Origin of the sequence: Pseudomonas sp. G(2018), assembly GCF_005502415.1 — a bacterium.
Taxonomy (GTDB): domain Bacteria; phylum Pseudomonadota; class Gammaproteobacteria; order Pseudomonadales; family Pseudomonadaceae; genus Aquipseudomonas.
Genome location: NZ_SCOO01000040.1, coordinates 1 through 13,368, shown reverse-complemented (window position 1 = coordinate 13,368; position 13,368 = coordinate 1). Strand labels below are relative to the sequence as shown.

The following is a 13,368-nucleotide window of genomic DNA, read 5'->3' as shown; positions in this document are numbered from 1 at the left end:
AGGCCCCCCGAAGATACAAGTCCTGCCGTTTTCCGTCGGTGCGCAACACAGAGCCGATACACCGTTTCGGTTAACTGTGATTACGTTCTGACAACCCTTGAGATCGACACCATGCAGACCCCCATCACATCAGCCAAGGCCAGCGCCGGGCTCGGCTTGCGTCGCGGTTTAATGAAAGACCTCCAGGCTGCTCCGGCCGGCCATTTCGATTTTCTGGAAGTCGCGCCGGAGAACTGGATCGGCATCGGCGGCGCCCATGGCGCGGCGCTGCGGGCCCTGGCCGAGCGTTATCCGTTGTCGTGCCACGGTTTGTCGCTGTCCCTGGGCGGGCCATCGCCGCTGGACGTCGGGTTTTTGCAAGAGGTGCGGGTGTTTCTCGATCACTACAATGTGCCGCTGTACAGCGAGCACCTGAGTTACTGCAGCGATGACGGTCACCTTTACGACCTGTTGCCGCTGCCCTTTACCGAAGAAGCGGTGCATCACGTCGCCGCGCGCATCCGTCAGGCCCAGGACATTCTCGGTCGGCGCCTGGCGGTGGAAAACGTCTCCTACTACGCCGCGCCACAGCAGGATATGGACGAGGTGACCTTCACCAACGCCGTGCTGCGCGAAGCTGATTGCGACCTGTTGCTGGACGTCAACAACGTCTACGTCAATTCGATCAACCACGGCTTCGATCCACGTTCCTTCCTGGCCGGCATCGATGCGGACCGTGTGGTGGCCATGCACATCGCCGGACACTTCGATGAGTCCGACACCTTGAAAATCGACACCCATGGCGCATCGGTCAAACCGGCGGTGTGGTCGTTATTGTCCGAGGCCTATGCCCGGTTCGGCGCGCAACCGACCTTGCTGGAGCGGGATTTCAACTTTCCGGCGTTTTCCGAGCTGGTCGCTGAATTACAGACCATTCGCCGGTTGCAGACCCGGGAGGTGAACCGTGGCTAAGCGCTCGTTGTTTGATCAGCAAAGCAGCATGGGCCAGTACCTGCGCGATCCCGACCACTGCGCGCCACCCCCGGAAATGGACCCGGCGCGGGCGCGTGTCTACCGTGAGCTGGTGTTCAACAATTTGTCGTCGCTGATCAGCGGCACCTTTCCGGTGCTGGTGAAGATTCTCGGCGATAAGCGCTGGCGGGAACTGGTGCGGATGTTCCTGCGTGATTACCGCGCCCATACACCGAAATTCGGTGAAATCGCCGAGGAGTTCGTCGAGTTTCTCGCCGCTGAACCTGCGGCGCTGAACGCCGGTTCGTGGCCGCCATACATGGTGGAGCTGGCGCACTACGAATGGGTGGAAATGGCTCTGCAACAATCCGAGGCGGAGCCGTTGCCCTCCGGCGATGCTGACGCGTTGCTGGATCGCCCGTTGCAGGTTTCGCCACTGGCCTGGCCGCTGGCGTATGCCTGGCCGGTGCAGTTGGTGGGACCCGGTTACCAGCCGGATACCGCACCGGAGCAACCGACGCTACTGCTGGTACGCCGGTCCGAAGACTGGAGTGTGAAGTTCTCCGCGTTGACCCCGTTGGCGTGGCGGTTGTTGCAGCGCATCGGCGAGTTTCCCGAGTTGAATGGGCGTGCGCAGCTGCAAGAGTTGTCGGTAGAGGCGGGGATGACCGGCTCGCAAGCATTCTTTGATAACGGCTTGGCGTTGTTGCGGCAGATGCAGGGGGAAGGGGTGGTTGGCGTAGCTGCCTGACCCAACACAATCCCCCAAACACCATAACCCCCTGTGGGAGCGGGCTTGCTCGCTCCCACATAGGGGTCAAGCGGAGAAGAAATACCGCGTCAGATGAAAGAAGATCGGCGCTGCAAAGCAGATCGAGTCCATCCGGTCGAGCATACCGCCATGTCCCTTGATCATGGTGCCCCAGTCCTTGGCACTCAGGCTGCGTTTGATCGCCGACATGACCAGTCCCCCGAGGAACCCCATCACCACGATCACCAGGGACATCAACAACGACTGCCAGAAACTGAAGGGTGTCATCCAGTACATGCAACCGCCGATCAGCGTGGCGGACAGCCCGCCACCTACCAGGCCTTCCACGGTTTTTGACGGGCTCACCAGTGGCGCGACCTTGCGTTTGCCGAAAAGCTTGCCGAAGACGTACTGCAACACATCGCTCAGTTGAACGACGAACACCAGGTAGAACAGCAGCAGTGCGTTTTGCCCGCTGAAGCCTCGCAGATCCAGAAGCAAAAGCGCCGGCGCGTGGCTGATGCAATAAATGCAGATCATCACCCCCCACTGGATCTTCGCCGTTCTTTCCAGAAAGGCCTCCGTGTCCTGGCTCAGCACCGCAATCGCCGGCAGCAGCAGGAAGGCATACACCGGAATCAACAAGGTGAACATCGAGTACCAGTGGGTGCCGATCAGCAGATACTGCAGCGGGATCAGGATGAAAAACGCCGAAAACAGCGCGTTATGGTCACCCAGTGTCGTCGGGGTCAGGGTGATGAATTCCCTGAGCGCAAACAGTGATATGAAACCAAACAGGACCACCGTTGCATTCGGCCCCAGCAACCAGGACACGAAGAAGATGATCACCATCCCCCACCAGGCATTCACCCGCTGATTCAGGTTTTCGATGGTGGAGATCGCGGCTTCGGTCGTGGCCCGTTTGGCCAGGACTCGACCAATGACGGACGCGACCGCCAATAGACAGGCGATGGCGGCAAAGAACCACAGGAATTTTTCTTCAAGACTCATGTCGACAGCCTCACGATGGCGTCACGCGCCCGCTCCAGGAACACCTGTTTTTCTTCGCCCGCGATTCGTGGCAACGGGTTGCCGATGCGGATCGTGCAGATGATCGGCAACGGTACGTGTTTGCCTTTGGGCATGGAGCGATGGAGGTTTTCCAGGTAGATGGGCACCAGGTCGACATCGGGAAAGGACTCGCTCAACCGGTACAACCCGGATTTGAACTCCCCCGGCAAGGCCTGGGTCGAGCGAGTGCCTTCCGGGAAAATGATGATCGAATGGCCGGCCCGCACCACATCGAAGATCGGCTCCAGCACATTGGTGCCCGGTGCCGGATTGCGTTCGATCAGGACCGCATTGAGCCCTCGCTGGGAGATGTACGAGAGAAACCGGTTCTTGCCCCAGTAATCGGCAGCGGCGACCGGTTTGACATTGACCCTGGCTTCAGGGGGCAGGGCCGCGATGATCGCCAGGGTGTCCATGTGGCTGGTGTGGTTGGCGAAGTAGATGCGCTGGCGCGCAAGATCCGGCGGGCTTTCCCAACGGGCGGTGACGCCGATCAGCAATCGAAGCACCGCGATCAGGGCATTACTGATCCACATGGCCGGCCTCCTTCAGTTGCCTGGAGATCGCTAGGGTTCGGGTAACGCAGGTTGCGGCGGCACCGATGGCGATGATGACCAGCGTCAACAACAGCACATAGTGCGTGTCATACACGTTGGCCTCAATGGCATTGAGCAGCAGGCCGACGGTCATTACGGCCATCCGGTGCTGTTTGGCCATTGGGCCAATGAAGTTCTGCTTCAGGCCGATGGAACCACCGAACACCCGGACATAGGCCGTCAGCGCGGCGGCCAGGGCGGCAAACCAGCCGAGCTCCGGCTGCGCAATGGCGTAGCCGAGCCCGACAATCAGCAGGCTGTCGGCGATACGGTCGGGGAATTCGTTGTAGAGGCTGCCGATGTCGGATTGTTTTCCGCCTTCGATGGCCACCATGCCGTCGAAGAGATTGCACAGCAGGCGTAGCTGAATGGCGGCGGCGCAGCAGATCGAGCCGATGACACCGTTATCGATATTCAGTGCAACCGCGCCAGCGAGGGCAAAGAACACGCTGGCGACGGAGATCTGATTGGGCGAAATGTCGCGTTTGACCAGCAGGTCGGTGATGCGCTTGGCCCACCCCGTAGAGCGCGCCTTGATCGGCCTTCTGTTGTCGTCCATCGCTTAGTATCCCGGTCGCTGGATTTTTACTAAGCGTATATGCAATCAGCAGTGGCACAGGTTTTTCCTGCGAACCTGCATCTGTAGGAGCGAGCTTGCTCGCGATGGTCGTGAACGATAACGCGAAAAATCAGATGCCCAGCGGTGCCCTCGGGTTTTTCGCGAGCAAGCTCGCTCCTACAGTGTGCGTCGTGATTGATGCCATTACCCTTTCAGTTTGAGCTCGGCGCACAACCCCCCACCTTCACGATTGCTCAAGGTCAGCGATCCCCCGATCGCCAACGCCAGTTGTTGCGCAATCGCAAGGCCCAGGCCGGTGCCACCGGTGCTGCGGTTACGTGAGTTCTCCACGCGATAGAACGGCTCCATGACCTGGGCCAGTTCCTCTTCGGCAATGCCAGGACCCCGGTCCATGACTTTGACCGACACGCTGCCGTCAGCCTTTTTTTCTACCAGCAATTCGGCGGCACCGGCGAATTTCAGGGCGTTGTCCGTCAGGTTCACCAATACCCGACGCAAGGCGTGGGGGCGGGTATCGATGACGGCGGCGCTTTTGCCGCTCAGATGAACGTCCTTGCCCACGTCCTGATAGTCGAACACCAGGCTGTCGAGGAACGAGTCCAGATCGGTGCGGCGACTTTCTTCGGTGGCGCCATGGACGCTGCGGGCATAGGCCACGCCTTCACGCACCAGGTGTTCCATTTCGCCCAGGTCGTTCCATAGCTTGTCTTTTTCCACGCAATCGTCCATGAACTCGGCGCGCAATTTCATCCGGGTGATCGGCGTTTGCAGGTCGTGGGAGATCGCCGCCAGCAGTTGCATGCGTTCCTTGAGGTAGGCGGCGATGCGTGCCTGCATGGCGTTAAAAGCCTTGGCCGCGTGGGCCACTTCGGTCGGGCCTTTTTCGTCCAGCAGCACCGGGTGGGTGTTGGGGTCGAGGGTGTCCACGGCCTCGGCGAGGCGGGTGAGGGGGCGAATGGCAATCCGCACGGCCAGCCAGGTGCAGGCGATCATCAGCGCCAATTGCCCGAGCAATACGAAGGGCAGCCAGGGCGACAGCGGCAGCATCGAAGGGCGCACGTCGATGGTCACCGGGCTGCCGTCCGCCAGTTTCAGATGGACCTGAAAGCGTTTCTGCGGGCCCGGAATGTCGGTCACGGTCATGGGGTACTCCATGCCGATAGCGTCCTTGATCGAAGTCACGGCGATGGGTGCCTCGGGCATGTCCATGTCCATTGAGGTGCCCGGCAAGCCGTCATCGAGCAAATAGCGGTAATTGCGCCGGTCCAGCTGTTTCAGCCAGCCTGCGCGCTCTTCGGCCGGCAAGCGGTCAAGGATGGCGATGGACGTCGAGACGTCGGTCTCGAGGTTGCCGAGCATGGTGTTTTTCGCGCTTTCGTAGCGCTCGTAGTACTGCGCGCCGAAGGACAGCGCCTGGGCGAGGATCAGGCCGATCAGGAAAATCAGCGACAACCGTGAGGCCAGGGTGCGAGGCCAGCGCATCGAGAGATTCATGTGGGTGCTCCCACGATTTCCACCGGCAGGGAAAACACATAGCCCTCGCTGCGAACCGTCTTGATGTAGGCCGGTTCGCGGGCGTCGTCCAGCAGACGCTGACGCAGGCGGCTCACCAGCAGGTCGATGGAGCGATCGAACAGATCGGCGTCGCGGCCTTGGGTCAGATTGAGCAACTGGTCGCGGTTGAGTACCCGCTGCGGGTGGTCGAGGAACACTCGCAGCAAGCGGTATTCGGCGCCGCTGAGGGCGACCATGGTGCCATCGCCGTCGAGCAGGTGGCGGGCCGAGGTGTCCAGACGCCAGCGCCCGAAGGCCAGCAGGCGACTGGTTTCGGTCACCACCAGGTTCGGTGGCAGCATCCGCGTGCGGCGCAGTACGGCATTGATGCGGGCCAGCAGTTCGCGGGCGGCGAACGGCTTGACCAGGTAATCGTCGGCGCCCATTTCCAGGCCGATGATGCGGTCGGTTTCATCGTTGCGGGCGGTGAGCATCAGTATCGGGATGGCTTTGTGTTTACCGGCGCGCAGCTCGCGGCAGAGCATCAGGCCGTCGTCCCCCGGCATCATGATGTCCATCACGATCAGGTCGACCGGGGTGGATTCGAGGAAGGTACGCATCTGGCGACCATCCGCCACGACCGTGGTGCGCAAGCCGTTCTTCTTCAGATAGTTGCCCACCAGTTCCCGGATCTCGCGGTCATCGTCAACGATGAGAATGTGATCGACGTGTTCCATGGGGACGTGCCTCTATCAAATGGGGGATGTCGCTCAGTCTATCGAGCGTTGGCCCGCTCGCCTTCAGGCGTTTGTATTGGAGTGTATCTGTCTTGTCGATGGATACACACGGACAAAAAAACGCGAATTTCCCCCTGGTTTGTATCGCTCTGTATCCCGGCCCGGCCCAGATACGTACCGATTTACAGACGCCTTTTCCCGACACATACGGGATACCTCGCACGCTTTTAATAGGTTCCATCGAGGCAACCCCAAACCGCCTCGGCCCAACTTACGAACTACCTATTGAAACCTTGAGGAATCCGCCATGAACAACAAAGCCATCTACGCCGCTTGCCTGTTTGCCGCCCTGAACATCTGCACCTTCTCGGCCCGTGCCGAAGCCGATATGGGCACTCAAACCTACACCTACGGCACGCAACTGGACATCAAGAAAGTGGTGTCGCTGAAACAGGACTCTTCGGCTTCCTGCGGGGTGGTCGATGCGCAATTGACCTACCTGGATTCGCACAACAAAACCCAGGTCCTGGACTACCGCAAGATTTCCGACAGCTGCAATGCGGACAACTGAGCCCTGCGATCACCCGTTACTGATGCCATTTCAAGCGAGGAAAAAATCATGAACAACGTCAGCCGATTCCTGACCGCCATTGCCTTCTCCGTCGCGGGTGCCGCGGCACACGCCAATGCCGCTGCAGAACAAAGCGCTTGCGGCAGCAGCACCTGCTTCCAACTGACGCCGGTGGCGAAGCAGGGGGCCGATGCGCTCCTCGCGGAAAACGGTTCCAGCCGCACGCCTCAAGGCAAGTGGCTGGATGAACAAACCGCGTGAGTTCAGAACACCACCGCTCCCACAAGGGTTGAATGCCTCCTGACAATTTCAAAGGTGATCCCATGTTCCTAATCGCTTTCCTGGGCGGCATATTGACCGTCCTCAGTCCTTGTATCCTGCCGGTCGTGCCGTTCCTGTTCGCCGGCGTCGACCGCAAGCGCTCGTCGATCCTGCTGACCCTCGTCGGCATGGCCCTGACCTTTGCTCTGGTCTCCAGCCTGGCCGTGGTCAGCAGCGAATGGGTGATACAGGCCAGCAACGCCGGCCGCCATGTGGCCCTGATCGTGATGGTGCTGTTTGCCCTGTCGCTGATCTCCGCCCGGGTCGGTGACTGGCTGGCACGTCCGTTCGTACTGCTGGGCAATCGCCTTGACCCGAACAGTCGCAAAGTCTCAGGTCCCCTGGGGTCGCTGATGATCGGCGTCGCCACCGGCCTGCTCTGGGCGCCATGTGCCGGACCGATCCTCGGAGTGATCCTCACCAGTGCCATGTTGCAAGGCGCCAATGCCAACACCAGTCTGTTGCTGGTGGCCTACGGTCTGGGTAGCGCTTTGTCCCTGGGTGTCCTGATCTTCGCCGGTCGCGGCCTGGTCAATCGCTTGAAACCGTCGATCCCGGTGACGGGCTGGCTGCGTCGTGGTGCCGGCGTCGCGGTGCTGGCCGGTGCAGCGGTGATCTCCACCGGTGCCGACAACGTGCTGCTGGCCAACACGTCCTCGGAAGGCATCGGCAAGGTCGAGAAAGGCGTGCTGGAAACCGTGCCGAAAGTCGTCGATTACTTCGTCAGCAAGGTCAAGGCCGATTCCATGGACAACGCCCAGGGCGCGATGCCGTCGCTGTCCGGCGCCGTGGAGTGGATCAACTCACCGGCACTGACCAACGAATCGCTCAAGGGCAAAGTGGTGCTGGTGGACTTCTGGACCTTCGACTGCATCAACTGCAAACGCACCCTGCCTTACGTGAAGGACTGGGTTAAGAAATACGAGAAGGACGGCCTGGTGGTGGTTGGCGTGCACACCCCTGAGTACGGGTTTGAACGCATCATCGACAACGTCAAGGACAAGGTGAAGGAATACGGCATCACCTACCCGGTGGCGATCGATAACAACTACACCATCTGGCGCAACTTCGACAACCAGTACTGGCCCGCGCACTACCTGATCGACGCCAAGGGACAAGTACGTTTCACCCACTTCGGTGAAGGTCGCTACGATGATCAGGAGAAGATGATCCAGCAGTTGCTGGAAGAGGCCAAGGCTGACGCCAAGACCCCTGTTCCGGCTGCGTAAAACCGCAACGCGACACTCAATGTAGGAGCTGCCGAAGGCTGCGATCTTTTGATCTTGTTTTTTAAAGATCAAAAGATCGCAGCCTTCGGCGGCTCCTACACAGACCATGAAGTTCAATGAACGGCCGCCGCCTGCGTCCGCCGCCACGCCGCCGGCGGCGCGCCATACTCTCGCCGAAAGGCCCGACTGAACGCCGTGTCGGTCTGATAGCCCACTTCTTCGGCGATGCGGATCAAGGAACTGTTGCTGCTGCGTAACAGATTGGCCGCCAGCAACATGCGCCATTGCGTCAGGTACTGCATCGGCGAAACCCCGACCAATTGCTGAAAGCGTTCGGCCAATACCGACCTTGAGGTGCCGGCGGTGCGTGCCAGCTCATCCAGGGTCCAGGTGTGGCAGGGTTTTTTGTGCATGGCGTTGAGGGCGGCGCCGACGATCCGGTCGCTGACTCCGGCCAGCCAACCGGTGCGGCCTTCGCCGTGTTCGTGCATGTACAGGCGCAGCACTTCGATGAACAGCACCTCGGCCAGCTTCGCCAGCACGCCTTCGCCGCCAGGTCTTGGCGAGCGGGCTTCGGTCAGGGCGTAACGCACGGACGATTCCAGCCAGATACCGGCATTCGAGCCGCGCACATTGACTCGCACCACTGCCGGCAGTCCCGTCAGCAACATCCCCGCCAGCCGCGTATCGCAGGCCAGATAACCGCACACCAGTCGCGTCACCGCGCCGCCACCGCCATAGCTCAGTTGCCGTGGTCGCCGTGCCAGAACCTTATCCAGACGCCCGCCACTGGCCGGAATCAATCCGGGGCTGGAGCTCATGCGGTGGGCATCGCCCTGAGGGAAAACCACGACGTCGCCGGCGGTCAGCAGCAGGGGCGGATCGTCCCCCAGTTCGACGTAACACTCGCCCTCGGTGATTAGGTGGAAGATCACCACCCGTTCGGCATTCGGCTCCAGAAACGGTGCGGCGGTGTCGGCAGTCGGCGATTGGTAGCACCAGGGCGCGGTGAACCTGGCGTTGATGAAAATGGCGCCGACCAGGCGGACGACGCGCAGAGTCTGTGACAGGGCATCCATGGGGGTATTCCCGTGTGGGCAGACGGTTGTGAGTGATGAGCTTGATTGTGAGCCTGTCGTTGCCAGGCATGGAATCTCCGGACGATCGGACAAGGTTGGCCGACGATCGGGCAGGACGCCGGCGCGCGCCGGAGCGATAGTTCGCCTACAGGGTCACTGCCGACCCTGTCATCAATAACAAGAATGAGAGGTTGCCATGCCGAAGTTCGTCATAGAACGCGAGATACCAGGCGCTGGAACACTGTCAGAAAGGGATTTGAAGGCCGCTTCGCAAAAGTCCTGCAGGACCTTGCGCGATATGCCGCAGGTGCAGTGGCTGCAAAGTTATGTCACCGGTGACAAGCTGTACTGCGTGTACATCGCGCCGAGCGAAGAGCAGATCATGGAGCACGCCAGGCAGAGCGGTTTCCCGGCCAATCGCATTTCCCAAGTCACGTCCATCATCGATCCGACCACGGCAGAATAGGCCGGGCTGCGTTCCAACCCGCAACGGAGCGGAATTCATGAGTACACCCATTGATCTTACTGCCTTGAAGAACCGTCAAATGGCCGCTTGGGCCAGTGGCGACTATGCCGTGATCGGCACCACCTTACAGATTGTCGGCGAGCAACTGGCCGAAGCCTGCGACCTGCTGTGCGATGAACAAGTGCTGGATGTCGCCGCCGGCAATGGCAACGCCACGTTGGCCGCCGCGCGCCGGGGTTGCCATGTCATTTCTACCGACTATGTGGCCGCGCTGCTCGAACGCGGTGAGGACCGGGCGAGGGCTGAACGCCTCAACGTCACGTTTCAAGTGGCCGATGCCGAAGCGCTGCCTTTTGAAGATGCCAGTTTCGATGCCGTGCTTTCCACCTTCGGCGTAATGTTTACGCCGGACCAGCCCAAGGCGGCTGCGGAACTGGCGCGGGTCTGTCGGCCCGGAGGGCGGATCGGCCTGGCCAACTGGACCCCGGAAGGCTTCGTCGGCCAGATGTTCAAGATCCTGGGCAAGCACATGCCGCCACCCGCCGGTGCGCAACCGCCCTCGCGGTGGGGCACCGAAGCCTGGTTGCACGAGCACTTCGACGAGCGCAACTTCCTGGTCCAGGTAACGCGCAAGACCTTCAACTTCCGCTATCGCAACGCCGGGCATTTCATCGACACCTTCCGCAGCTGGTACGGCCCGGTGCACAAGGCGTTCGCGGCGCTGCCCCCGGACGGCGCCAAGGCCCTGGAAAACGACATGACCGAACTGCTGAACCGCCTGAACCGGGCGGGGGAGAAGTCGCTGGTGGTGCCGAGTGAGTACCTGGAGGTGGTGATCACAAGGCGCTGACCTGACGACACAGGGTTCTCTTGTGGGAGCGAGCAGGCTCACTCCCACAAGGGGCGGTGACCAGCCTGATCTTCGTCACTCATCCAGCCGCTCCGTGTACACCACCCACACACTGCACGGCATTTTGTACAGCAGGTGTTCCACCGTGCTGCCGATCAATCGCCCCATGCCGCGATGGCCGAGGCGGCCCATGACGATCACGTCGACGTCATAGGCATCGGCGTAACGGGTCAAGACCTTGGCCGGGCTGCCCATGATCATGTGTCGCTGGGGGCCTGCGATGCCGTTGCGTTCGGCCAGTTCGTTGAAGGCTTCCAGCTGGGCGTCATACAGGGTCTTGTTCTTGGTCGAGGAGAAGTACGCCGAGCCGTTGTCGAAGCCGAACTCGTCGGAGCTGATGGACGAAAGATCGTAGGCGTAGACCACGTCAAGCTCGGCATTACAGGCACTGGCCAGTTTCGAGGCTTCGTGCAGGATCCGGTCGTTGAAGCTTCTGTAGTGGTCATCGCGATGGAAGGGGTCGACCGCGGCCACCACCTTGCGGGGCAGGGCGTTAACCGCGTGGCTGACGAAGTGTAAAGGCACCGGACACTCGCGCAACAGGTGGATATCCAGCGGGGTGAAGATCAGCCGCGACAGCAGCGACTGGTGCTCCAGCGCCTTGATCAGCACGTCCATCGGCTGTTCCTTGAGGTGGATCAGAATCTCTTCCAGCGGTTTTTCCACCCATGCCACCTCGGTGGTGACGTGCACGCCGATTTTGCGCAAAGGCCGGGCCTGGTCTTCGAGCCACTGGCGGTGGCGATCGACATAGCCCAAACGCATCTGTTCCAGCGCCTTTTCGTTGACCAGACTGGCCGTGGCCAGGCCTTCCAGATAGTCGAATGCCACAATGTGCAGCGCCGCGTCTTCAGCCTTGGCCAATGCCGCAGCCCGATCGAAGGCGGGGCTGTGTTCCATCAGCGGTGAAGTCACCAGCATGAAACGTGATTGCTCGGACATGACAAACCTCCCGGGGGCGTTCGGCATGTTAAGTATTGACCATGATTGGCCGCAGTTGGGGCCGGTTATCGGAGGTGTCTGCCATCACACCAATCAAATGTAGGAGTTAATTAACTTCCGCGCCCCGCGCCTCCAGCAACTCGCGCAACACAGAACGATGACAGTGCGCCTCTTCCTCGCAATAACAACCCACGGCCAGGGCGGTGTGATGGGACAGGGCGGCCAGCAGATCCAGCATCTGACTGGCGGCCGGCTGCTTCATTTCAGCTTTGAACTTGCGCACGAACGCGGCCCAGGCCTTGGCATCTTGTGCCGCCAATGCTTCGGCAACCAGCTCCGCACTGGGCGACAGCAGCGGCTGCCATACATCGTAGAAATCCCGCGTGGCGAACTCGGCTTTCGGTACGCCACGGGGTGGGCGGCGTACGGTGCCCAGGCGTAGACCTTCGTCGGGTTTTCGCGGCGAACCGAGTCGCACGATATGGATAGGCATGGCGTTACTTGAGCCGCGATCCGTCGAACCACTCCAGCGCCGTGCGCCAGAAGCAGATCCCCAGGAAATAGGCCGACATCAATAGCCAGAGCCCCATCACCAGCGGGTTGATCAGCGGATGGTTGATCACCAGTGACAGGCTGCACAACAGCCAGATGGCTGTCACGGCAATGTTGATCGGCATGAAGCGGCGAACACGGAACGGGTGCAGGAATTTCATGCGGGTCAGGGTCAACAGGGCCAGGCCAATGACGGTCAAGAAGGTGATCCACGGCGACGGCGCGATGATGTACAGGCACAGGGCGACCACGTTCCACGCGGCGGGGAAGCCCTGGAAGTAGTTGTCCTTGCTTTTCATATTGACGTTGCAGAAGCAGAACAGCGACGACACCAGAATCAGCGACACGGTCAGCAGCAGCGTGTAGTCCGGCAGCGGGATGTAGCGATAGATGAACAGCGCCGGGATGAACACATACGTCAGGTAATCGATGACCAGATCGAGGATCGAACCGTCGAAACTCGGCAGCACCGACTGCACATTGACCTTGCGCGCCAGTGCGCCGTCCAGGCCATCGACGATCAGCGCCACGCCTAGCCATAGCAGGCAATTGGTCGGCTGATTATCGAGCAGGGCAAGGGTCGCGAGGAAGGCGGTGACCACGCCGGTGGCGGTAAAACCATGGGCTCCCCACGCTTTGAGCCTGGCGATGTGTAGAGTCGATATCACGGGGGCGTTCTCCAGAAAGTGAAGCAAGCCAGTCATCGCCTTCAGTATCGAGGGCAGCGGCAAACCGGGTCGGGTTGCAGGTATCGACCGGGTATCCGGGAATAAGGTTCACCACCTATGAATCTTAGCTGCGCCGTAAAAAAAGACCCTGGAATATCCCCAGCACCATGCGGGGGCCACGTCAGCCAAACGGTGGTAGCACAATTACCGGCGAGGACTATTGTTGTCTGACTGGATCACTCCCTTCGATGAGGACGTCGTCATGAACACCAGCGATCTGCTCGAACAATTACTGCGCGGCGGCCAGGGCGCGATGCCGCGACAGGGTGGCGGGGCATCTGCTCAAGGCGGTTTGGGTGACCAGGGCGGATTGCTCGGCGGCCTGCTGGGTGGCGGCGGTGGTGGTGCCGGCGCTGGCTCGGGTGGAATGGGCGGGCTGGGCGGACTGCT

General features: G+C 60.7%; 16 protein-coding genes and 1 pseudogene. 8 read left to right on the top strand and 9 right to left on the bottom strand.

All coding sequences use genetic code 11. The annotated features are described in order from the left end of the window. Positions 1 to 111: 111 nt before the first annotated feature. Together FFS64_RS26990 and FFS64_RS26985 are read left to right on the top strand one after the other, a co-directional pair. A complete protein-coding gene (locus FFS64_RS26990) occupies positions 112 to 951 on the top strand; it encodes a DUF692 domain-containing protein (RefSeq protein WP_137807848.1) in 840 nt (279 codons plus the stop codon). Continuing rightward, a complete protein-coding gene (locus FFS64_RS26985) occupies positions 944 to 1,702 on the top strand; it encodes a DUF2063 domain-containing protein (RefSeq protein ID WP_137807847.1) in 759 nt (252 codons plus the stop codon). The genes FFS64_RS26990 and FFS64_RS26985 overlap by 8 nt, the downstream gene beginning before the upstream one ends. Before the next feature lie 66 nt (positions 1,703 to 1,768). On the opposite strand, the gene FFS64_RS26980 is transcribed toward FFS64_RS26985, so the two are convergent. The 5 genes from FFS64_RS26980 to FFS64_RS26960 all read right to left on the bottom strand — a co-directional run bounded on the left by FFS64_RS26980 (position 1,769) and on the right by FFS64_RS26960 (position 6,180). Continuing rightward, the gene (locus FFS64_RS26980) at positions 1,769 to 2,713 is read right to left on the bottom strand and encodes a phosphatidate cytidylyltransferase (protein WP_137807846.1); all 945 of its coding nucleotides are present in this window, start codon (positions 2,711 to 2,713) and stop codon (positions 1,769 to 1,771) included. Continuing rightward, on the bottom strand, positions 2,710 to 3,309 hold the full coding sequence (locus tag FFS64_RS26975) for a 1-acyl-sn-glycerol-3-phosphate acyltransferase (protein ID WP_137807845.1): 600 nt from the start codon (positions 3,307 to 3,309) through the stop codon (positions 2,710 to 2,712). Before FFS64_RS26975 ends, FFS64_RS26980 begins: the two co-directional genes overlap by 4 nt. After that, entirely contained in the window at positions 3,296 to 3,928 is a 633-nt protein-coding gene (locus tag FFS64_RS26970) for a CDP-alcohol phosphatidyltransferase family protein (RefSeq protein ID WP_137807844.1), read from the bottom strand. The genes FFS64_RS26975 and FFS64_RS26970 overlap by 14 nt, the downstream gene beginning before the upstream one ends. Positions 3,929 to 4,132: 204 nt before the next feature. Next, positions 4,133 to 5,443, bottom strand: a complete 1,311-nt coding sequence (locus FFS64_RS26965) for an ATP-binding protein (protein ID WP_137807843.1) — start codon at positions 5,441 to 5,443, stop codon at positions 4,133 to 4,135. After that, entirely contained in the window at positions 5,440 to 6,180 is a 741-nt protein-coding gene (locus FFS64_RS26960) for a response regulator (protein WP_137807842.1), read from the bottom strand. Before FFS64_RS26960 ends, FFS64_RS26965 begins: the two co-directional genes overlap by 4 nt. A gap of 307 nt (positions 6,181 to 6,487) precedes the next feature. Here FFS64_RS26960 and FFS64_RS26955 point away from each other — a divergent pair, with 307 nt between their 5' ends. From FFS64_RS26955 to FFS64_RS26945, 3 genes are all read left to right on the top strand, one after another. Continuing rightward, entirely contained in the window at positions 6,488 to 6,751 is a 264-nt protein-coding gene (locus FFS64_RS26955; RefSeq protein WP_137807841.1) for a DUF2790 domain-containing protein, read from the top strand. Positions 6,752 to 6,799: 48 nt separating this feature from the next. Beyond that, the gene (locus FFS64_RS26950) at positions 6,800 to 7,012 is read left to right on the top strand and encodes a hypothetical protein (protein WP_137807840.1); all 213 of its coding nucleotides are present in this window, start codon (positions 6,800 to 6,802) and stop codon (positions 7,010 to 7,012) included. A 62-nt stretch (positions 7,013 to 7,074) separates the two neighbouring features. After that, positions 7,075 to 8,301, top strand: coding sequence for a cytochrome c biogenesis protein DipZ (locus FFS64_RS26945; RefSeq protein WP_137807839.1), 1,227 nt, complete (start codon positions 7,075 to 7,077; stop codon positions 8,299 to 8,301). Positions 8,302 to 8,414: 113 nt separating this feature from the next. Here FFS64_RS26945 and FFS64_RS26940 read toward each other — a convergent pair whose 3' ends face one another. After that, positions 8,415 to 9,380: an AraC family transcriptional regulator gene (locus FFS64_RS26940; protein WP_137807838.1), complete on the bottom strand. Its 966-nt coding sequence runs from the start codon at positions 9,378 to 9,380 to the stop codon at positions 8,415 to 8,417. 196 nt (positions 9,381 to 9,576) lie between these two features. Here FFS64_RS26940 and FFS64_RS26935 point away from each other — a divergent pair, with 196 nt between their 5' ends. Further along, on the top strand, positions 9,577 to 9,846 hold the full coding sequence (locus tag FFS64_RS26935) for a DUF4242 domain-containing protein (RefSeq protein ID WP_095193511.1): 270 nt from the start codon (positions 9,577 to 9,579) through the stop codon (positions 9,844 to 9,846). 37 nt (positions 9,847 to 9,883) lie between these two features. Next, on the top strand, positions 9,884 to 10,696 hold the full coding sequence (locus FFS64_RS26930) for a class I SAM-dependent methyltransferase (protein WP_137807837.1): 813 nt from the start codon (positions 9,884 to 9,886) through the stop codon (positions 10,694 to 10,696). Between the two features lie 75 nt (positions 10,697 to 10,771). Here the strand turns inward: FFS64_RS26930 and FFS64_RS26925 are convergent, their stop codons facing one another. From FFS64_RS26925 to pcsA, 3 genes are all read right to left on the bottom strand, one after another. Further along, on the bottom strand, positions 10,772 to 11,698 hold the full coding sequence (locus FFS64_RS26925; RefSeq protein ID WP_137807836.1) for a universal stress protein: 927 nt from the start codon (positions 11,696 to 11,698) through the stop codon (positions 10,772 to 10,774). A 106-nt stretch (positions 11,699 to 11,804) separates the two neighbouring features. After that, on the bottom strand, positions 11,805 to 12,191 hold the full coding sequence (locus tag FFS64_RS26920) for a DUF488 domain-containing protein (RefSeq protein WP_137807835.1): 387 nt from the start codon (positions 12,189 to 12,191) through the stop codon (positions 11,805 to 11,807). A 4-nt stretch (positions 12,192 to 12,195) separates the two neighbouring features. Continuing rightward, entirely contained in the window at positions 12,196 to 12,918 is a 723-nt protein-coding gene (gene pcsA, locus FFS64_RS26915; RefSeq protein ID WP_137807834.1) for a phosphatidylcholine synthase, read from the bottom strand. 262 nt (positions 12,919 to 13,180) lie between these two features. Between pcsA and FFS64_RS26910 the strand changes: the two are divergent. Then, positions 13,181 to 13,368 (top strand): annotated as a pseudogene (locus tag FFS64_RS26910) (DUF533 domain-containing protein); the annotation flags it as partial.

Coding starts and splice junctions, on each gene's coding strand:
- FFS64_RS26925 (WP_137807836.1), bottom strand. CDS start 11,698: ATGTCCGAGCAATCACGTTTCATGCTGGTGACTTCACCGCTGATGGAA.
- FFS64_RS26920 (WP_137807835.1), bottom strand. CDS start 12,191: ATGCCTATCCATATCGTGCGACTCGGTTCGCCGCGAAAACCCGACGAA.
- FFS64_RS26980 (WP_137807846.1), bottom strand. CDS start 2,713: ATGAGTCTTGAAGAAAAATTCCTGTGGTTCTTTGCCGCCATCGCCTGT.
- FFS64_RS26945 (WP_137807839.1), top strand. CDS start 7,075: ATGTTCCTAATCGCTTTCCTGGGCGGCATATTGACCGTCCTCAGTCCT.
- FFS64_RS26935 (WP_095193511.1), top strand. CDS start 9,577: ATGCCGAAGTTCGTCATAGAACGCGAGATACCAGGCGCTGGAACACTG.
- FFS64_RS26990 (WP_137807848.1), top strand. CDS start 112: ATGCAGACCCCCATCACATCAGCCAAGGCCAGCGCCGGGCTCGGCTTG.
- FFS64_RS26960 (WP_137807842.1), bottom strand. CDS start 6,180: ATGGAACACGTCGATCACATTCTCATCGTTGACGATGACCGCGAGATC.
- FFS64_RS26965 (WP_137807843.1), bottom strand. CDS start 5,443: ATGAATCTCTCGATGCGCTGGCCTCGCACCCTGGCCTCACGGTTGTCG.
- FFS64_RS26955 (WP_137807841.1), top strand. CDS start 6,488: ATGAACAACAAAGCCATCTACGCCGCTTGCCTGTTTGCCGCCCTGAAC.
- FFS64_RS26940 (WP_137807838.1), bottom strand. CDS start 9,380: ATGGATGCCCTGTCACAGACTCTGCGCGTCGTCCGCCTGGTCGGCGCC.
- FFS64_RS26930 (WP_137807837.1), top strand. CDS start 9,884: ATGAGTACACCCATTGATCTTACTGCCTTGAAGAACCGTCAAATGGCC.
- FFS64_RS26975 (WP_137807845.1), bottom strand. CDS start 3,309: ATGTGGATCAGTAATGCCCTGATCGCGGTGCTTCGATTGCTGATCGGC.
- FFS64_RS26950 (WP_137807840.1), top strand. CDS start 6,800: ATGAACAACGTCAGCCGATTCCTGACCGCCATTGCCTTCTCCGTCGCG.
- FFS64_RS26970 (WP_137807844.1), bottom strand. CDS start 3,928: ATGGACGACAACAGAAGGCCGATCAAGGCGCGCTCTACGGGGTGGGCC.